The organism is Bacillus sp. L_1B0_5 (assembly GCF_000836715.1).
Classification (GTDB): Bacteria; Bacillota; Bacilli; order Bacillales; family Bacillaceae_G; genus Bacillus_A; species Bacillus_A thuringiensis_S.
The window spans coordinates 54,641-72,429 of the sequence record NZ_JXIS01000032.1 but is presented as its reverse complement, the minus strand read 5'-3'; the positions used below and the strand labels follow the sequence as shown (position 1 = coordinate 72,429).

Here is a 17,789-nt window from a genome sequence, read left to right as displayed (position 1 = left end):
TTCCTCCTTTAGACTTCTAGTTTTTTATCGACTATGTGACCTGTAACTACTAGTAATATAATTGTTAATAAACAATTAAAAAATAGATTTAAAATTGTAACCTCTGTACCAGAATAAAATGATGTATTTAAAAAACCATTTTGATCTATAAATCCAATATTATTTATAGCAAACACATACTTTTCTATTTGCTGAAAAATATACGTTATTCCTCCATTAAATGCGGTAAAAATGACGAATAAAACTAAACAAGCAACTTTATTCATCGATGATTTCACATTTAATAGCTTTACAATTACTATAATAAAATAAATAGAAACTAGCATATTAAGAAAATCTAGTCCCCATAAGAAAATAGATAACATATGATGTAATATTCCATAATTATATAAACTGTGTATTGCTTGCTGAATACCTAAATTAGTTTTTCCATTGTAAATATTTAAAGAAAAATAGTATAGAAAAATGATTCCTATTCCTAGCAAAATCATAAAGAGTAGTACACAGAATAAAATATTTGCACATATATACTTTTTTGCTGAAATAGAAGTATAACGTAGCATAGAGTCTTTTAACATTTTCCGAAAAGACGATATACCTGTTAAAAGAATTGCAAATCCATTTATACCTAGTACGATAAAGAATATAATAATTATTATATCTTGCCTACCTGAAATTCTAACTCCTGAAACTCCTTTCATATTAAATAAAAGAATTAATGAAACTGTAATAAAACCAAAGTAAATAATGGCTATCTTTCTCTTATTACAATTATACAGATAAAGAAAAAGCTGACTCATTTCTCATAGGCCTCCTTAAACAGCTCATGTACTGCTTTACCCTTTTGAAATCGTAGTTCTTCCACATTTTCATGCAATATTATTTCTCCATCTTTCAAAAAGATTACTTCATCGAATATATTTTCGATTTCTCTTATTAAATGAGTCGATATAAGTAGCGTACAATCTTCACGATAAAATTTAAGTATTAGCTCAAGTACATGTTCTCTAGAAACAAGATCTATCCCGCCCAATGGCTCATCCAGTACGTATAGCTTCGCTTTTCGAGAAAATGTTAAAATAATTTGCAGCTTCTCTATCATACCTTTTGACAATGCTGTAATTTTTTCTTCTAACGGTATTTTAAATTCTGCAATCGTATCTACCGCTTTTTGAATATCGAAGTCTTTATAAAAATCTCGGTAGAAAAATAAAGCGTCTTTTACAGTCATCCAATCATCAAAGACTGGCTTATCGGACATAAATGAAACGATTTCTTTCGTCTGTAATCCTACCTTTTTACCATCTATTGTGATACTACCTTCAGAAGGGTGTTGCAAGCCTGCAATCATTTTCAATAACGTCGTTTTCCCGCTCCCGTTATCTCCAACAAGCCCAACGATTTTCCCTTCCGTAATCTCTATGTTTAATTCACGGATCACTGCTTTTAATCCGTATCTCTTCCATAAGTTTTCTATTTTTAATAGCTCTGTCATTGGCTCTCCTCCCTCTTTTCATGTAATGAAGAACGAAGAATTGTAAGAATTTCTTCTTCTGAAAAACCTAAATTGTCCATTCCATCTATAAAAGAATGAAGTAATTCTTTCGCCATCTCTTTTCGCAGCTCCATAATTTTCTCCCCTTCATTCGTTACATACCGTCCCATTCCTCTACGTGTTACAACAACTCCATCCCGTTCTAGCTCTTGAAATGTACGCTGAATCGTATTTGGATTCACTTGTAATTCACTCGCTAATTCACGGACAGAGGGAATTTTATCACCAGGCAATAAATGTCCTGTTACGATCTCTTTTTTTATGTATTCCATTACCTGAATGTAAATTGGTATATTTGGAGAAAACTCTATTTTCATTTCTTCCCTCCTTTTGTATCGGTGTACTAGTTAAATAATACACTGATACAAAAAGTTTGTAAATACCCATTTAATTACAAAAAGTTCTATCCGTTAACCGAATAGAACTTCCCAAACACAAATCGCTATATAGAAATAATAGTGTTATGTAAACAAAATTATAAAGAAAAGCTGTCTTATCAATGAATAAGACAGCTTTTCTTTATAATCCTATATTAAAAGTTAAACACGAAGTCATCGTCAGCTAACTTTTCAACGTTCGTTGCTTTTACGTAACCATTTCCTTTTACAGAGAAGAAATCATGGTTTTTCGTATCTGTACGTAAACCATTTAAAACGATTGGGTTAATTTCTTCTTCTTCAAACTTCGGCTCAAGTCCTAAGTTCATAAGCCCTTTATTCGCATTGTAACGAACGAAACGATTTACATCTTCTACAAGACCGATAGAAGTGTAAATTTCTTCTGTATAGGCCATTTCAATTTCATATAGTTCCATTAATAACTCTTGTGTTTCTTTTTGCACTTCTTGTTGCTCTTCTGCAGAAAGTTCTGCGAAGATTTGTTGTGCTAAAATACCGACGAATACGCCGTGAATTGACTCATCACGAATTATCAAGTTGATAATCTCACCACTTGCTGTTAGTTTTCCTTGACCAGCTAAGTAAAGCGGATAGAAGAATCCACTATAGAATAAATAACTTTCTAAGAACACACTTGCTACCATTGCCATATATAGCTCTTTTTTCGTTACTTCGGGCTTTAACAAACGACGATAGTAACCAGTAATAATACCGGCCTTTTTCTCAAGTAATGGATGATTGTCTACCCAGTCAAAAATATCATCAATTTCTTCTTCAGTAGCTAACGTTGTAAAGATATGACTGTAACTCTTCGCATGTACTTCTTCCATAGCTCCCATGAAAGCTAATACACTTTTAGCTTGTAAATTTTCAAGATGAACAAGTACAAGTGGCATTCCTTCGCCACCTTGTTTCGTATCTAAAAGTGTTAAACCACCTAATACACGCTTATAAGCAATTTGCTCTTCTTTCGATAATTGCACCCAAGTATTTTTGTCAGACGAAACCGCAATTTCTTCTTCTGTCCAAAACTGAGCGATGTTTTGCTTCCAAAACATTAAACTAAAATCATCTTCTTTTTTGTTCCAGTTTACCGCACGCATTAAATCGCCCCTTCTCTAAATATGATAACTAAGCATGAGCAGGGTTCAGAAAACCCTGCTCATCATGTCTCACTTTTTATATTAAACGGTACAAGCCACACACTCTTCCACGCTTAATTTACGTGTTCTCGTATAATACAGACTCTTTAAGCCTTTTTTATGTGCATAGATGTAGTAACGTGCTAATTCACGTGTTGAAATATCACTATTAACGTAAAGAATTGTACTAATTCCTTGGTCAATATGTTCTTGAATTTCTGCGATTAAATCAATTAATTTAAACTGATTCATATCGTAAGAAGATTTATAGTACCAGAACGTATCTTTTGATAAATACGGCATTGGATAATATGTTGTCGCGTTCGCATATGTTCTTGATTCGATTTGACTTACGATCGGCATTACGCTTGAAGTTGCATTTTGAACGTAACTGATTGATTGTGTTGGAGCAATGGCAAGACGATATGAGTTGTATAAACCATTCTTTTGCACTTGCTCTTTTAAACTTGTCCAATCTTCTTTTGTTGGAATATGAATTCCTTCAAATAGTTGCTGAACTTTTTCAGTTACTGGGCTGTAATCTGTCGTTTCATACTTTTCAAAGTATGTGCCATTCGCATAATCAGATTTATCGAAGTCTTTAAATGTCTCGCCTTTTTCTGTAGCGATTTCCATACTTTTCTCAATAGAGTAGTAATTTAACATCATAAAGAATGTACGAGCGAATTCTTTCGCTTCTGCACTTTCATAAGCGATTTTATTTTTTGCTAAATATCCGTGTAAGTTCATTGCTCCAAGTCCAACTGAATGAAGCTCGTCATTTGCTTTTTTCACAGTTGGTGCATTCGGAATAATCGTCATATCAGAAACAGCTGTTAAAGCTTCCATTCCCGCATGAACTGCTTCACGAATTTCTTTATTTTCCATTACGTTTACGATATTTAACGATCCTAAGTTACAGTTAATATCACGACGGATAATGTCATCTGTACCGTAATCATTTATTTCTGAAGTTTCTTGAAGCTGGAAGATTTCTGTACATAAGTTCGACATCTTCACAGTTCCAATATCCTTCAATGGATGTTGATTATTTGCATTTGATTTAAACATTAAGTATGGGTAACCAGACTCAAGCTGAATCATAGCGATTTTAATAAGCATATCACGTGCACTAATATCTAGTGGCTTCTTCTTCACTTTCGGATTGCTCATTAATTCATCATACATTTCATCAATGTCAATATCATCTAAATGCTTGCCATATTCTTTATAAACCGTATAAGGCGCGAAAACATGGAAAGGTTCGTTTTTCTCAGCAAGCTCAAAGAACTTACTTGGAACGATAATTCCGATTGATAGAGACTGAATACGGCTCTTCTCATCGGCATTTATTTTTTTTGTATCAAGGAATTCAATAATATCCCAATGGAAAATGTTTAAATATACTGCACCGGCACCTTTTCGTTGGCCAAGCTGATTCGCATATGAAAACGAATCTTCAAGCAACTTCATAACAGGTACTACGCCACTTGCAGCGTTGTCAATACCTTTAATTTGCTCACCGCGTGCGCGTAGCTTAGATAAGTTTAAAGCTACTCCCCCGCCGATTTTCGATAATTGCATCGCAGTATTAATGTTAAAGCCGATTGAATTTAAGCTATCGTCCATCTCTAACAAGAAACAAGACACCATTTCTCCTCTTCTGCTTCTTCCCGCATTTAAAAAGGTTGGTGTCGCTGGTTGGTAGTTTTGTTTTACAATCATGCTTGCGAATTGTCTTGCTTTCGAAACATCACCGCGTCCTAAGTATAATGAAACAATTGCTACACGATCTTCATAGCTTTCTAAGTATTGTTTTTGATCATTCGTTTTTAACGCATAATCTTTGTAGAACTTAGATGCTGCCATATAAGATTGGAACTCGAAGTTTTCACCATAAGCGATGTTATATACTTCCTCTACTTCCTCCAAGCTATACTCGTCCAGAACGTTGTAATAGTAATCATGTTCTTTCATATACTCCATTCGCTCTGCCACGCTATTAAAAGGAACGGTATTCTCTCTAGCTTCTTCCATAAAGACTTCTAATGCCTCTTTATCTTTATGAAGCTGATAAAAACCGTCCTGCATTTGCGTGATTTCATTATTCAGTTCAATGTGTCGCAATCTCCCGCACCCTTTCCTTAAAATATTCTACATCGTTATTTGTTCCAGATAACTCAAATTTTGATACAATAGGCACTTCATATTTAGTAGAAATCTTGTCAGCACTTGCACCGAACATGTCTCCCCAGTTACGATTGCCGCTTGCAGATACGCCTTTTAATTTTTCATTATTGCGCTCTAAAAAGTCTAAAACACGTTCTGGTACATTGCCAAAACCTGTTGTATACGTAATAAGAATAAAGTCTTCATCTATTACTAGATCTTCATCAATTTGAACGGCCGGCATATTTAATTTGTGAATGAAACGCTTCACGTTTCCTGTCATAGAATCATATGCAACTAACATTTCCGACCCTCCCTCTCAAATCTATATTCTCTATATGTTGTTCTTGATTTCTCTATATATTGTATTACGTTTCAAAATAAGACACAAGATATATGTATAAATTCTTTCTTTTTTTAAATTTTACTTTTCGACATGATAGCCGTTTTTTTTCAATACAATGACTATGAAACAACATTCTAAAACTCATGTCAATAAAGTGCTTTTCAAAAAAGTTGTCAACGAATTTAACCTTATTTTTAAAAAAGTTAACAATATATTTTGTCATAAAACGGTAGATGCTGGAGAAATATATTTCTCCAGCATCACGCAAAAAAGAACAGATATGAAACTATAATCTGCTCTAAAAAACGATTACATTTATCAAATTTACCTTATTAAATATATTATACATATACTTTCGTTTTTCGTTACATACTAAAAGATAACTATTATAGAAAAAGATTATTATTATGGAACTTCAATTTATTTATGAAAAGTTTATTCAGAGTGCTCAATACGCAAAATATCTTTTACAAATATGTGATGTGGATTTTCATCTTTATCAAGCATTGTACATACAGGAGCCTCTTCATCAAAGTATACAATCATTCCTTCTACGTACTGATATGTATGTTGAACTTGTACAGTTACTTTAATTTCTATCGCTTCTTCATATGCTCTTTTTATTTTCTGAAGCATTTTTGCTGAACATTTTCGTTTCTCTGGATACATAACCATTCCCATAAATCTATTGCCGGCTCTATCTTTCCACATATAATCCCAATGTGGTAAAATGCTTTGTTTAAAATCGCCCATAATTCCCCTCTCCTTTATCTTTTATTTATCCCACATTAAACGTCCGGTTGGTGAAGGCTACTAATTAGTGAAGGATGCCCTGCTGATCAAAATTCCCCTTTATGAACGTGGCGTTTCTGAATATGTATAAATCACTTGCCCGCCTCGCTGTGCGTTACCAATGAAATGCTTAAAGTCTTCTCTATTTACAACAACTTCTCTGAACGTATAAAATACATCTTTCGTAACAACATACTCCGTTATTTCACCATTTTTCAGCTGATCTAAAATTGTATTTGCTAATTCTTTATCCATGTATTTCACCTCTCTGCAATATTTTATTCTATCGTATATTCTATAGGTCAACAACTGTAAAATTATCCCGCTATTTGCGGGTAATCCGATTGGTGCTGACTACTAATCAGTCGTGGAATGAACAAAAAATCTTACTGATTAACATTTCACTTTATCTCGTTGTTATGCCATGATTTTATTTTCGTTATTTCGCAAACAATATCGTTTTACTATATGTCCACTAAATATCATATACTAACATAGCTACTTCTCTATATCAAACATTTCGGCATTCAATTATGCAAAGTTCCATACCACTATGCTACAATATACAAATAGAACTAGGAGGGATACTATGATTCGGAAAGCAAAAAAGACAGATGCAATGGCAATAGCTCCTTTATTGTATAATGCTCTGCATGAAATTGCTGAAAAAATCACAGGTAGCACAGTTGAAGCAGAAGTATTACTAGGACTTGAGACATGGTTCTCAAAAGAAAATAACCGTCTGAGCTACGAAAACTGTTTTATTTATGAACAAGACGAGAGTGCAGTTGGAATTATTGTCGCTTATCACGGTAGTGAAGCAACACAGCTTGACGCACCAATTGTACATCACTTAAGAGAATTACATAAAGATGAATCGATTACGTTAGAAAAAGAAGCTGAGCTTGATGAGTATTACATTGATACATTATCAGTTTCAAGTGCACACGGTGGAAAAGGTATTGGTTCTAAATTAATTGAAGCTGCCGAAATCTATGCAACTGAAAAAGGGCATGAAAAAATCGCTTTACTTGTTAATTTAGAAAACACACGCGCCTATTCACTATACGAAAAGTTAGGTTATAAAAAAGATGAAATTGTTATGCTAGTAGGCGAACCTTATGCTCATCTCGTAAAACCATTAAACGTCAAAATTTCTATATCTTAAAAAGAAAGCACACGATTTATATAAATCGTGTGCTTTTATGTTAAATTCGTATTTAATATATTTCCATCCATCGCCTCGTGAAACGTATATGTTGTACATCCCCATGGCTTTCTATGCAAAATAGGAGAACCAGACCATCCCATTGCCCTCAGCTCCGTTCCAATCATCGAATTAAAATAATTATGACCTACAAGAGCAATACTTCCATGTACGAGAGCATAACGATGTAACAGGTAAGCCGCTTGCCTTGCCCTCTCTCTTACTTCCTTATAAGACTCAACATCTTTATGGTAGCCAAGTATCCATAATGTGCGTCCAATGAACATCCATACCTTAATTGTGCATTTCAACCACTTCGGAGCAAAAAAGTATGAAGGAACTTCAGCTTCTCTAAAAAGAGAGTTTTGCATAAAAGATAAAGAATCCGTTAATTCAGCTGCTGATTGTACAGCACGCCTTTGATCACTTGTTAAGACAAATTTCGCTGCTTCAATTGCCTCTATTGTTTCTATCGGCATTTTAGCTTTTTGTATCATTGACTCGGAATCATACTGTTTCATCCATTCGTGAAATGAATTAATTGTCATCGGTTCTCTTATAAGACCTAAACAACCATGACGAATAAAAGAAATCTTCATTCTTTTCACTCTCCATTCATCACTTACGAACTCTATTATGCACTAGTTCTAAACATCATACCACGCAAGAAAAGAAAGTCATATACCTTTACATCTCCCCACCACTATCATGTGTTATCGAAGCATGGATACTATCCATCCCATCAAAATATGTACTCGTATCATATTGACGAATCTTTTTTAAATGCATATAAGAAAATAAAAATAACATTAAAGCTATAACACTCCCCACAAATTCAAACATCATTTTACCGCCTCTAATTTCTCCCACTTCAGCAGGTTATTCTACTTTTTCATTATACCTCGATATAAAGATTCCCGCATTTTTGCTATTTTTTTCAAATAACATGGATTTTCTACATATTTTCTTACAAAAAGTGAATATTTTTCGAATTTTTACTTTGGAAACATTTACAAAGTAGGAAATATGGTTCAAAATAGGAGGAAATAAAAAAACCCAAATTTATTCTTTTTTTGGGAAAACTGTAACAAGGAGAGTTGCTTATGCAGATCGCAGAAACTGGAGATATCATCGAATTTAAAGGTGGAATGCAAGGCCGTGTTCAAAAAGTAAATCAAAACTCTGTTATTGTTGATATAACAATTATGAAGAATTTTAGAGAACTAGATATGGAACCTCTTACAGTTGTAAGTCATAAAAACTATACTGTCGTTAATCAAAATGCATAATATAATAGAAAGAAAGGGCCTGTATACTATACAGGCCCTTTCTTTCTATTAACGATTATCAATTGTTTCCGGATATAGATCGTGGTTCATCATGCGGTAGTCAGCCATTTGTTCATACTTTGTCCCTGGGCGACCGTAGTTGCAGTATGGATCAATTGAAATACCACCACGTGGTGTAAATTTCCCCCATACCTCAATGTAACGTGGATCCATTAATTTAATTAAATCGTTCATGATAACGTTCATGCAATCTTCGTGGAAATCACCATGATTGCGGAAACTAAATAAATACAACTTTAAAGATTTACTCTCTACCATTTTTTGCTCTGGAATATAGCTAATATAAATTGTTGCAAAATCTGGTTGTCCTGTTTTCGGGCATAAACTTGTAAATTCAGGACAATTGAATTTTACAAAATAATCACGGTTTGGATGATTATTATCAAATACCTCTAATATTTCTGGGCTATATTCAAATAAATATTTTGTATTTTGATTTCCTAGTAATGTTACATCTTTTAAATCTTCATCTAATCTTCCTGTCATTTTAAACATCCCTTCTCGTTATACGCCGCGTTTATTTCCCCATACTAACGCATGAAGCTGAGGCAATACTTTTGCATCATTCATCTCTTTACAATTTACAGCTTTATCAATCAGCCACTCATACTTATCTAATAATTTTTTAATAAGCATCGCATCATCCACTGTTTTTGTATCATCGTTTCCTACTTGCAGGAAAAATGGTACACCTGGATAACGTTCGTGCATCTTAACTGCATATTCAAAATCATGATCATCGAATACTACTACTTTTAAACTAATATCTTTTCCTGCTAGTTTCTGAATAATAGCATCTAACTTCTGAAAATCTGTTTTCATCGTCGAACTTGGTGGTTTTGGAGAAATTGTTACCTCATCAATTTGAAGTAACCAATCTTGCCATTTACTCCCTTGTGTTTCAATTGCCGTTCGCATTCCATTTTCTTTTAATATAGAAAGAAGAAACTCAATATTTTTCAGTAATGCCGGATTTCCGCCTGAAATCGTAACATGAGAAAAATTTTCTCCTCCAATTGCAACAAGCTCGTCCCAAATACCTTCTGCTGTCATCTGTCTAATTTGATCTTTAGCCGATCCATCCCACGTAAAAGCAGAATCACACCAAGCGCAGCTATAATCACAACCAGCTGTACGGATAAACATTGTCTTTTGTCCTACGACCATTCCCTCACCTTGAATAGTCGGACCGAATATTTCTAAGACAGGGATTTTACTCATCGAGCATCCACTCCCGTCTTACTTCCGCATAACTAGTCGGCGTCTCAAATAGACGAACAAATTCAACGCGAGCTCCTTTATATTCGTTCACTCGATTCTCTTTTGTTAGTGCTTCTGCCATTTTTTCATAAATCCAAACGACCATATTTTCAGCAGTCGTATTCATTGCTGGTAACGTTTCGTTTAAATAACGATGATCTAAATAAATTTCTATTTCATTCTTCCAAATTTCTTTTATATCTCCAAAGTCAATTGCAAGACCTATTTCATTTACATATCCACTAATTCCAAATACAACTTTATATGTGTGACCATGTAAGTTTTTACATTTCCCTTCATAACAATGTAAATGGTGTGCTGCATCAAATGTAAATTCCTTGCTGACCATTACTCTTTTATTATGATATTTGAGTTGTTTACGCTGAATATCCTTGTCCATTTTTTGCAAATTCTCTACGATGCGAAATCCAAAAAAGTTATCCATTAGTTGTTCGCTCCTTCGCGTTCTTGTAGGTACGTATCTAATCCTGCTTTACGAAGTTGACATGCTGGACATTCACCGCAACCATCACCAATGATTCCGTTATAACATGTTAATGTTTTTTCTCGAACAAACTCAAATGCTCCAAGTTCATCTGATAATTTCCATGTTTCAGCTTTATCAATCCACATAAGTGGCGTGTGAATGACAAACGGGAAATCCATAGATAAATTTAAAGTAACATTTAACGATTTCACAAACACGTCACGGCAGTCTGGATAACCACTGAAATCAGTTTCACATACACCCGTTACAATATGACGTGCTCCAACTTGTTTTGCCAATACAGCAGCAAATGATAGGAAGAGTAAATTTCGTCCATCTACAAATGTCGACGGCAATTCACCTTCTTCATGTGTAATCTCCATATCCGTTCTCGTTAACGCATTTGGAGCAAGTTGATTTAATAGACTCATATCTAGTACCGTATGCTTTATTCCTAGCTCTTTTGCAATTTCCGCTGCACAATCAATTTCTAGCTTATGACGTTGATTGTAATTAAACGTTACAGCTTCTACCTCTGCAAACTGCTCTATTGCCCAAAATAAACATGTTGTACTATCTTGTCCTCCACTAAAAACAACAACTGCTTTTTCTTTTTTCATTTCACTCATTCTCCTTCTCTACTATAAATAAGAAGAAAGAACGTTCTTGAACTGTCACAATAAAAAAACAAAACAATACCTAAGGATATTGTTGTTTCCATAGTTTTTTATAGAGGGAGTTCGCGAACCTCTCCCGCGCGGTGCACGGAATTTCTTCTTTCATTGACACAGCTTATTGTAACATATTGTATACTAGCGTAAAAATTTCTGATTTTTCCGCTATTTATCATTTCATTTCTTTCATTTTATAGTATGATTAATTTAATATAAGCAGAGAGGAGGCATCCCACTGAAATCCTTTATTATTTATCTCTTTTTAAATATATTATTCATCCTTATTACAATGCTCGTATATCATTTATTTTGGAATCAAAAAGGGAAACGCTCTCCTAAATTAAATTCAGCTATATTCATTGTACTCTGTTGCCTCGCTACCGTACTCTGTATTACATTTGCAGCAAAAACAAATAATGGTTTTCAATTTGATATGCGCCATATTGTATTAATTGTCGGTACATTAACGGGAGGGCCTATTGCTGGTGGTTCTATCTTAGTTGTATTAAACATATATCGCTTATTATTAGGTGGGGTAGGTGTTTTCCCATCTCTTATCGGTTCTGTTATTCTATTTATTGTTCTATTATTAACATATAAATTTTTCAATCGAACTTCTAATCGTATAAAAATAACACTTGCTATTATCTACAGTCTCACATACGGATTTAGTTGGATACCCTTCTTCCTTTCAAAGGTTACAAATAAGGCTGATTATATACCGCATATTATTGTGTATGAGTTATGTTCAATGCTTGGTACAATCCTAATTTTATATTTACTACACATATTACAAACTCAAGTTCGTCTCCAAAACGAACTTATAAATGCTGAAAAATTTCATTTAATTGGTGAAATGGCAGCGTCTATCTCTCATGAAATTCGCAATCCATTAACTTCAACGAAAGGTTTTTTACAACTGTTACAATCAGATACATGCACTGAGCAGGAACGGAAATTATATATCGACATTGCCATTAATGGCATCGAACAAGCAAATCATGTTCTTACAGATTATTTAACCTTTGCCAAACCAAGCATTGAAAAAGAACAAACATTACAGTTAGAAGAAGAATTACTACATGCATTATCGTTAATTACACCACTTGCTAATTTAACAAATGTACGTACTCATTATATAAAGCAAAGCACTTCTTTTTTTATCGCTGGAGAAAAGCAAAAACTAAATCAATGTTTATTAAATATTTTAAAAAATTGCATTGAGGCTATGCCAAAAGGCGGTGATCTTTATTTCACATTAGTTCCTGATCATAAGCATATTCAGTTATATATAAAAGATACAGGAGTCGGTATGGATTCAGAACAAGTAAAACGTCTTGGCTCGCCTTTCTATTCAACGAAAGAAAAAGGCACTGGACTTGGAATGATGGTCGTATTCAGTGTTGTTCAAGCTATGAATGGAAAAATTGATATTATAAGTGAAAAAGGAACAGGTACAACCTTTTTATTAACTTTTCCACTCATACAAAAAACGTGATGAAATAATCATCACGTTTTTTCTGTTCCTTCAACTAATTCAGCAAAAGCTTTCACTTTTCCGTGCGGTTGTTGATTTTCTTTACGCGCTTTCCAGGCACGCTCTTCTTCTCGCTTCTTCTTAGACATATTTTTTCAACTCCTTCTTTTCTTTCTCCATGTAGTATTCCAAAATAAGAAAGAAAACTATGCACGTATCAAAAAAAGAAGTGGTTTCCCACTTCTTCCACTTTAGCGCTGCAAAATTGCATGTTTCGCCTCTTTTAATTGCGTAAGATGTCTTTGTTCATGCAAATCAAGAAATTGAATCCATTGATACAAATTCAGATCATTAAAAACAGGATGCTTTAATCCATTTTCAAATAGATCTTTTTCATCTATAACACTATGAAGCGCATGTAATAGTTCTTGTCGTGAATGTTCTAGTAATTGAATTCCTTGCTGTTTTTTCATTAAAGTTTCTGTTGGTTGCATTTGCTGAGGAGCTTCTCGTTTATGTGTGCGATCAAGCGTAAGTTGGAGGTCTTTAAATGGAGTCATGTTTCTTTCATTTTTTTGTAAAGCATATACAAGGGCAGACGTGACAGATTGTTCAACTAAATGCAAGTGGTGTAAAATTTGAATAATACTCCATTTATCACGGCGTGGCTTTACATTCACTTCTGTATCATTTAACATTTCAATTTCTGATAATAGCGTGCTTCGAGTAGACTGTAATGAGCTTACTAAACTTTCTAAACTCACATCCATATTAGATTGAAGCATACTTCTTTCCCCCCTTTTTGTTGGTGAAAAGAGGTGCTCCTTATTAGAAACACCTCTTTAGTATTCTGAATTTTCTTTTATTATCTCATCATTTTCCCATTATGTCGATGTTAAACATGTGAAAAAAAGCGCATGTTTTTTACAATTTTGTGTCGTCAATTGCATGTAACCATGCTTCAATTTCTGTAATAACACTTTTCACACAGCCTTCAGCAAATGGTGATGTTAAATTTGCAACTTCTACTAATTCTAAGAACGATTTACTTCCACCTTGTTGGCATAGATTCACATAATCTTCCCATGCCTCTTGTCTATTATCTCTTGCACGTTTCCAAAATTGTAGCGCACAAATTTGAGCAAGCGTGTAATCAATATAATAGAAAGGTGAACTATAAATATGCCCTTGACGTTGCCAAAAACCACCGCGCTCTAAATAATCATTATCCTCATAATCACGATGCGGTAAATATTTCTTCTCTATGTTACGCCATGCTGTCTTACGCTCTTTCGGTGATGCTTCAGGATTTTCATATACATAATGTTGATATTCATCAACAGATACACCATAAGGTAAAAATAGAAGTGCTGAACTTAAGTGAGAGAAGTAATATTTATCTGCATCTTCTTCAAAGAATAGCTTCATCCATGGCCATGTAAAGAATTCCATACTCATAGAGTGGATTTCACATGCTTCATATGTTGGCCAATTATATTCTGGAATTTCAAATTTACGACTTTCATATACTTGGAAAGCATGACCTGCTTCATGTGTTAATACATCAATGTCACCAGATGTTCCATTGAAGTTTGAGAAAATAAATGGCGCTTTATAATTCTCAATATATGTACAATATCCGCCACCAGCTTTTCCTTTTTTCGCAACTAAATCTAATAAATCGTTATCTAGCATGAAATTGAAAAATTCATCTGTTTCAGCCGATAACTCTTTATACATCGTCTTTCCATGATCAACAATCCAATCCGCATCTCCTTTTGGAGTTGGGTTACCTGTAGCAAACTCAAAGTTTTCGTCATAATAAGCTAACTTCTCTACACCGATACGTGCTTGTTGTCGCTTTCTTAATTCCGTTGTAACGGGAACGATATAATCCAGCACTTGCTGACGGTAATTAGCCACCATCTCCGCATTATAATCTGTACGGTACATTCTTGCATATCCAAGTTCAACAAAGTTTTTGAAACCTAAAGATTTTGCGATTTTCGTTCTCACTTTAACAAGCTCATCATAAATACGATCTAGTTCTTCCTCATTTCCAGCTAAAAATCCGTAGTATGCTTCACTTGCTGCTTTACGTTCGCTTCTTTCTTTTCCTTGCATAAACGGAATCAGTTGCGATAACGTTCTTTCTTCTCCAGCAAAGTCAATTTTTGCAGATGCTAATAACTGTGTATATTGCGACGATAATTTATTTTCTAATTGTAAATCTTTCACGACTTCATCTGAATATGTTTTTAAATCACATTCTGCTAGAGCAAATAATTGTTTTCCATAATACGCCTCTAATTCTTCACGAAATGGAGAATTAATGAGTGCCTTATAATATTTTGTACCATATCCCTGTACAACTGGAGAGAATTCATCAAAGAAATCCTGCTCCTCCTTATAAAAAGTATCCGTCGTATCAACAGAATGGCGAATGTAACAAAGGTTTCCCATTGTACCAAAATCGTTGCGAATTTCATTAATTGAATTAATGACTTGTTTTTGTTCTTCTACAGTTTTTGCGTTATCAAACTTCTCTAAAGCAACAGTAAATTTCTCTTTTAACTCTTCAATATTTGGGCGTTTATATTCATAGTCTTTAAATGACATGAACGAGCCTCCTCTCCATTACATACCTTTATTATAATTCAATACGTATTCTCGAATTCCCTCTTAATTTTCAACAAAATTCGGCAGTTACTACCCTGAGTTCATTGCAAACAAAAAAGCCTTGGATTTATTTATCCAAAGCTCCTTTGGAACATATTATTATTTTTCATACTTTCCAATTTTTTTTAATAGATCAAGTAATTCATCTTTTTCATCTTTCGTTAACATTTCAAAAGACTGATGTATAACTTTCTCATGCCCCGGAAAAATAGAAGCAATAAAGTTCTCGCCAGACTCAGTTAATTGCGCGTAAATAACACGTCTGTCATTCGGACATGGGATTCTCTTTACTAATCCTTTTTTCTCTAGCTTATCTACAACATATGTAATGCTGCCACTAGCTATTAAAATGCGCTCACCAATTTGCTGGAGTGGTTGACCGCCTTTATGATATAGCAGTTCTAATACAGCAAATTCAGTTGGATTTAACCCGTTACTTTGTATAGATTTATTTGTAGTATCCATAACAGAACGATGTACACGAGATAATGCAATAAATACTTTTAAAGATTGAGAAATATCTTCTCGTTCATTATTTGATGTCATACAACTTTCAACCCTTCACTTAAATTCTCAGCAATAAAAAGAAAATGCCACTTCATACTTCATGTGAATTCCGAATGAGCATTCACTCATCCATTTCCTCTCCCCTAATATATTAAGAATCATTCTTGAATAAAAACATGACAATTTTAACATAGTTTATATATAATGATAATAAAAAAAGAAGGAGTACCACATTTGAAAGTCAAATTCCAAAGCATAATTATATATATATTGCTTGTTATCCTACCGACAATAGGGATTGGTGCTACATTTTATTCGTATCATACATATAAAATGAAACAGGAAAACAAATTATCCGCTCATACAGTTCTCTTTTTATATAGAGATTATTTGGATCATCATCTTGGTGAAGCAATTTCTGCTTTAGACATGCTTGCAAAAGTTGTGGGCACCGAGACTGGTAATATAAATGGCATTAAACAAATTGTACATGATACAGATGGAAACGATGCACGCTTTTCTGGTCTATATTACGCTACACCAGAAGGGGTCATTACAATCGCATCTGAAGATGAATCAAAGCCTATAGATGTTTCAGACCGTAAATATATTCAAGACGTGCTACAAACTAAAAAAACCACTGTATCATCAGTCATTACTGATCGCGTTCTTGGACATAAAGCTATTATGATTGCTGCCCCCATATTCAATAAACAAAAGGAGCTCTCTGGATTATTATTAGCTAGTTTACGCTTTGATTACATTTCATCTTCTTTAAATGCCATTAAACCACAATACCATTTTGAGGTAACTGATAAACATGATGTAGTTTTTCTAACCGATGATAATACCGACACAAGTGATTCACATTCTAATATGCTTACTACCCCACTCCAAAGATTAAATTGGAAGGTCTCTGTTTCTCCATTACCTATTCATCAAAAAACCTTATACCAGTGGGTTGCAATAGAGTGTGTAGCTACTTTATTTTTAATGTCTATTTTATTTTTACTTGCTCAATATATGTTGTTAAAACGTCAAACAAAACTTGAAAGACAACAAAATGAACTACAGAAAATTGAATTAGTTGGAACTTTTGCAGCGAGTACAGCACACGAAATCCGTAACCCTCTTACTGGAATTAAAGGACTCGTCGCTCTATTAAAAGAGAAATATAAAGATGAACAAGATCAGTTCTACTTTTCCGTAATTGAACAAGAAATAGAGCGAATCAATGAAATTGTAAGTGAATTTCTTATTCTTGGAAAGCCAACCGCCATCATCGAACAAACATATGATGTAAGAACGATTCTCAATGAGGTAGCATTAATTATTCAATCTGAGGCGAATTTACATAACATTATATTCCATTTACATTTACCAGACCATCCTGTTCATATCCGTTGTTCGAAAGACCATATGAAACAAGTGGTTTTAAACATTACAAAAAATGCAATTGAGGCTATGACTTCTAGTGATACACTAACCATTGTAGTAAAAAACAATGAAACACACGCACAATTGCAGATTATAGATACTGGAAAAGGAATTCCACAACATATTCAAAAACACCTCTTTCATCCGTTCTTTACTAATAAAGATACTGGAACAGGTCTTGGACTTGTCATATGTAAACGAATTGTAGAGATGTATAATGGGCATATTTTTATTGACAGTACAGAAAACGAAGGAACGACAGTTCATATCGAAATTCCGTTACACATAGTATAATTATCCTTATCCTATA

22 protein-coding genes and 1 riboswitch are annotated in these 17,789 nt (G+C 33.9%); of the genes, 4 read left to right on the top strand and 18 right to left on the bottom strand.

Going from position 1 to position 17,789, the window contains the following annotated elements; all coding sequences use genetic code 11:
* Positions 1 to 8: 8 nt before the first annotated feature.
* From RT27_RS10835 to RT27_RS10800, 8 genes are all read right to left on the bottom strand, one after another.
* Positions 9 to 800, bottom strand: coding sequence for a hypothetical protein (locus RT27_RS10835; RefSeq protein WP_029441790.1), 792 nt, complete (start codon positions 798 to 800; stop codon positions 9 to 11).
* Positions 797 to 1,495 (bottom strand): ABC transporter ATP-binding protein, encoded by a 699-nt coding sequence (locus RT27_RS10830; protein WP_000137746.1) that lies wholly within the window; start codon positions 1,493 to 1,495, stop codon positions 797 to 799. The genes RT27_RS10835 and RT27_RS10830 overlap by 4 nt, the downstream gene beginning before the upstream one ends.
* Positions 1,492 to 1,872 (bottom strand): GntR family transcriptional regulator, encoded by a 381-nt coding sequence (locus tag RT27_RS10825; RefSeq protein ID WP_016082363.1) that lies wholly within the window; start codon positions 1,870 to 1,872, stop codon positions 1,492 to 1,494. The genes RT27_RS10830 and RT27_RS10825 overlap by 4 nt, the downstream gene beginning before the upstream one ends.
* A gap of 215 nt (positions 1,873 to 2,087) precedes the next feature.
* A complete protein-coding gene (gene nrdF / locus RT27_RS10820) occupies positions 2,088 to 3,056 on the bottom strand; it encodes a class 1b ribonucleoside-diphosphate reductase subunit beta (protein WP_001203025.1) in 969 nt (322 codons plus the stop codon).
* Between the two features lie 81 nt (positions 3,057 to 3,137).
* Complete coding sequence (gene nrdE, locus RT27_RS10815; protein WP_001215839.1) at positions 3,138 to 5,222, bottom strand: class 1b ribonucleoside-diphosphate reductase subunit alpha; 2,085 nt, start codon at positions 5,220 to 5,222, stop codon at positions 3,138 to 3,140.
* Entirely contained in the window at positions 5,209 to 5,568 is a 360-nt protein-coding gene (gene nrdI, locus RT27_RS10810) for a class Ib ribonucleoside-diphosphate reductase assembly flavoprotein NrdI (protein WP_000959447.1), read from the bottom strand. The genes nrdE and nrdI overlap by 14 nt, the downstream gene beginning before the upstream one ends.
* 477 nt (positions 5,569 to 6,045) lie before the next feature.
* Entirely contained in the window at positions 6,046 to 6,363 is a 318-nt protein-coding gene (locus RT27_RS10805) for a hypothetical protein (protein WP_016082365.1), read from the bottom strand.
* A 99-nt stretch (positions 6,364 to 6,462) separates the two neighbouring features.
* The gene (locus RT27_RS10800; protein WP_000356686.1) at positions 6,463 to 6,657 is read right to left on the bottom strand and encodes a hypothetical protein; all 195 of its coding nucleotides are present in this window, start codon (positions 6,655 to 6,657) and stop codon (positions 6,463 to 6,465) included.
* A gap of 334 nt (positions 6,658 to 6,991) precedes the next feature.
* Here RT27_RS10800 and RT27_RS10795 point away from each other — a divergent pair, with 334 nt between their 5' ends.
* A complete protein-coding gene (locus RT27_RS10795) occupies positions 6,992 to 7,570 on the top strand; it encodes a GNAT family N-acetyltransferase (protein WP_000619547.1) in 579 nt (192 codons plus the stop codon).
* A 35-nt stretch (positions 7,571 to 7,605) separates the two neighbouring features.
* Here the strand turns inward: RT27_RS10795 and RT27_RS10790 are convergent, their stop codons facing one another.
* Together RT27_RS10790 and RT27_RS35190 are read right to left on the bottom strand one after the other, a co-directional pair.
* The gene (locus RT27_RS10790; RefSeq protein ID WP_029441788.1) at positions 7,606 to 8,208 is read right to left on the bottom strand and encodes a phosphoglycerate mutase; all 603 of its coding nucleotides are present in this window, start codon (positions 8,206 to 8,208) and stop codon (positions 7,606 to 7,608) included.
* 88 nt (positions 8,209 to 8,296) lie between these two features.
* Complete coding sequence (locus tag RT27_RS35190) at positions 8,297 to 8,452, bottom strand: hypothetical protein (protein ID WP_029441787.1); 156 nt, start codon at positions 8,450 to 8,452, stop codon at positions 8,297 to 8,299.
* Positions 8,453 to 8,712: 260 nt separating this feature from the next.
* Between RT27_RS35190 and RT27_RS10780 the strand changes: the two genes are divergently transcribed.
* Entirely contained in the window at positions 8,713 to 8,898 is a 186-nt protein-coding gene (locus RT27_RS10780; protein ID WP_016082367.1) for a DUF2187 family protein, read from the top strand.
* A gap of 48 nt (positions 8,899 to 8,946) precedes the next feature.
* Here the strand turns inward: RT27_RS10780 and queF are convergent, their stop codons facing one another.
* The 4 genes from queF to queC are packed head-to-tail and all read right to left on the bottom strand — an operon-like array spanning position 8,947 to position 11,325.
* Positions 8,947 to 9,444 (bottom strand): preQ(1) synthase, encoded by a 498-nt coding sequence (gene queF, locus RT27_RS10775; protein ID WP_001986050.1) that lies wholly within the window; start codon positions 9,442 to 9,444, stop codon positions 8,947 to 8,949.
* An 18-nt stretch (positions 9,445 to 9,462) separates the two neighbouring features.
* The gene (gene queE, locus RT27_RS10770; RefSeq protein WP_016082368.1) at positions 9,463 to 10,179 is read right to left on the bottom strand and encodes a 7-carboxy-7-deazaguanine synthase QueE; all 717 of its coding nucleotides are present in this window, start codon (positions 10,177 to 10,179) and stop codon (positions 9,463 to 9,465) included.
* Complete coding sequence (gene queD / locus RT27_RS10765) at positions 10,172 to 10,663, bottom strand: 6-carboxytetrahydropterin synthase QueD (protein WP_000368414.1); 492 nt, start codon at positions 10,661 to 10,663, stop codon at positions 10,172 to 10,174. The genes queE and queD overlap by 8 nt, the downstream gene beginning before the upstream one ends.
* A complete protein-coding gene (gene queC, locus RT27_RS10760) occupies positions 10,663 to 11,325 on the bottom strand; it encodes a 7-cyano-7-deazaguanine synthase QueC (RefSeq protein WP_029441786.1) in 663 nt (220 codons plus the stop codon). The genes queD and queC overlap by 1 nt, the downstream gene beginning before the upstream one ends.
* Positions 11,326 to 11,418: 93 nt before the next feature.
* Positions 11,419 to 11,462: riboswitch (PreQ1 riboswitch) on the bottom strand.
* A 206-nt stretch (positions 11,463 to 11,668) separates the two neighbouring features.
* Between queC and kinB the strand changes: the two genes are divergently transcribed.
* Positions 11,669 to 12,877, top strand: coding sequence for a sporulation sensor histidine kinase KinB (gene kinB, locus RT27_RS10755; RefSeq protein WP_043936091.1), 1,209 nt, complete (start codon positions 11,669 to 11,671; stop codon positions 12,875 to 12,877).
* A gap of 11 nt (positions 12,878 to 12,888) precedes the next feature.
* Here the strand turns inward: kinB and RT27_RS35735 are convergent, their stop codons facing one another.
* The 4 genes from RT27_RS35735 to RT27_RS10735 all read right to left on the bottom strand — a co-directional run bounded on the left by RT27_RS35735 (position 12,889) and on the right by RT27_RS10735 (position 16,081).
* A complete protein-coding gene (locus tag RT27_RS35735; RefSeq protein WP_000038355.1) occupies positions 12,889 to 13,005 on the bottom strand; it encodes a DUF6254 family protein in 117 nt (38 codons plus the stop codon).
* Positions 13,006 to 13,107: 102 nt separating this feature from the next.
* On the bottom strand, positions 13,108 to 13,641 hold the full coding sequence (locus RT27_RS10745) for a DinB family protein (RefSeq protein WP_029441784.1): 534 nt from the start codon (positions 13,639 to 13,641) through the stop codon (positions 13,108 to 13,110).
* A gap of 139 nt (positions 13,642 to 13,780) precedes the next feature.
* Positions 13,781 to 15,475, bottom strand: a complete 1,695-nt coding sequence (locus RT27_RS10740) for a M3 family oligoendopeptidase (protein WP_016082370.1) — start codon at positions 15,473 to 15,475, stop codon at positions 13,781 to 13,783.
* Positions 15,476 to 15,634: 159 nt separating this feature from the next.
* Positions 15,635 to 16,081: a MarR family transcriptional regulator gene (locus RT27_RS10735; protein ID WP_000203336.1), complete on the bottom strand. Its 447-nt coding sequence runs from the start codon at positions 16,079 to 16,081 to the stop codon at positions 15,635 to 15,637.
* Between the two features lie 195 nt (positions 16,082 to 16,276).
* Between RT27_RS10735 and RT27_RS10730 the strand changes: the two genes are divergently transcribed.
* A complete protein-coding gene (locus RT27_RS10730) occupies positions 16,277 to 17,773 on the top strand; it encodes a DUF3149 domain-containing protein (RefSeq protein ID WP_029441783.1) in 1,497 nt (498 codons plus the stop codon).
* Positions 17,774 to 17,789 lie beyond the last annotated feature (16 nt).

Bases quoted from the DNA above. Each gene is read 5' to 3' on its own strand.
- RT27_RS10835 (WP_029441790.1), bottom strand. From the start codon at position 800: ATGAGTCAGCTTTTTCTTTATCTGTATAATTGTAATAAGAGAAAGATA.
- RT27_RS10830 (WP_000137746.1), bottom strand. From the start codon at position 1,495: ATGACAGAGCTATTAAAAATAGAAAACTTATGGAAGAGATACGGATTA.
- RT27_RS10825 (WP_016082363.1), bottom strand. From the start codon at position 1,872: ATGAAAATAGAGTTTTCTCCAAATATACCAATTTACATTCAGGTAATG.
- nrdF (WP_001203025.1), bottom strand. From the start codon at position 3,056: ATGCGTGCGGTAAACTGGAACAAAAAAGAAGATGATTTTAGTTTAATG.
- nrdI (WP_000959447.1), bottom strand. From the start codon at position 5,568: ATGTTAGTTGCATATGATTCTATGACAGGAAACGTGAAGCGTTTCATT.
- RT27_RS10805 (WP_016082365.1), bottom strand. From the start codon at position 6,363: ATGGGCGATTTTAAACAAAGCATTTTACCACATTGGGATTATATGTGG.
- RT27_RS10800 (WP_000356686.1), bottom strand. From the start codon at position 6,657: ATGGATAAAGAATTAGCAAATACAATTTTAGATCAGCTGAAAAATGGT.
- RT27_RS10795 (WP_000619547.1), top strand. From the start codon at position 6,992: ATGATTCGGAAAGCAAAAAAGACAGATGCAATGGCAATAGCTCCTTTA.
- RT27_RS10790 (WP_029441788.1), bottom strand. From the start codon at position 8,208: ATGAAGATTTCTTTTATTCGTCATGGTTGTTTAGGTCTTATAAGAGAA.
- RT27_RS35190 (WP_029441787.1), bottom strand. From the start codon at position 8,452: ATGTTTGAATTTGTGGGGAGTGTTATAGCTTTAATGTTATTTTTATTT.
- RT27_RS10780 (WP_016082367.1), top strand. From the start codon at position 8,713: ATGCAGATCGCAGAAACTGGAGATATCATCGAATTTAAAGGTGGAATG.
- queF (WP_001986050.1), bottom strand. From the start codon at position 9,444: ATGACAGGAAGATTAGATGAAGATTTAAAAGATGTAACATTACTAGGA.
- queE (WP_016082368.1), bottom strand. From the start codon at position 10,179: ATGAGTAAAATCCCTGTCTTAGAAATATTCGGTCCGACTATTCAAGGT.
- queD (WP_000368414.1), bottom strand. From the start codon at position 10,663: ATGGATAACTTTTTTGGATTTCGCATCGTAGAGAATTTGCAAAAAATG.
- queC (WP_029441786.1), bottom strand. From the start codon at position 11,325: ATGAAAAAAGAAAAAGCAGTTGTTGTTTTTAGTGGAGGACAAGATAGT.
- kinB (WP_043936091.1), top strand. From the start codon at position 11,669: ATGCTCGTATATCATTTATTTTGGAATCAAAAAGGGAAACGCTCTCCT.
- RT27_RS35735 (WP_000038355.1), bottom strand. From the start codon at position 13,005: ATGTCTAAGAAGAAGCGAGAAGAAGAGCGTGCCTGGAAAGCGCGTAAA.
- RT27_RS10745 (WP_029441784.1), bottom strand. From the start codon at position 13,641: ATGCTTCAATCTAATATGGATGTGAGTTTAGAAAGTTTAGTAAGCTCA.
- RT27_RS10740 (WP_016082370.1), bottom strand. From the start codon at position 15,475: ATGTCATTTAAAGACTATGAATATAAACGCCCAAATATTGAAGAGTTA.
- RT27_RS10735 (WP_000203336.1), bottom strand. From the start codon at position 16,081: ATGACATCAAATAATGAACGAGAAGATATTTCTCAATCTTTAAAAGTA.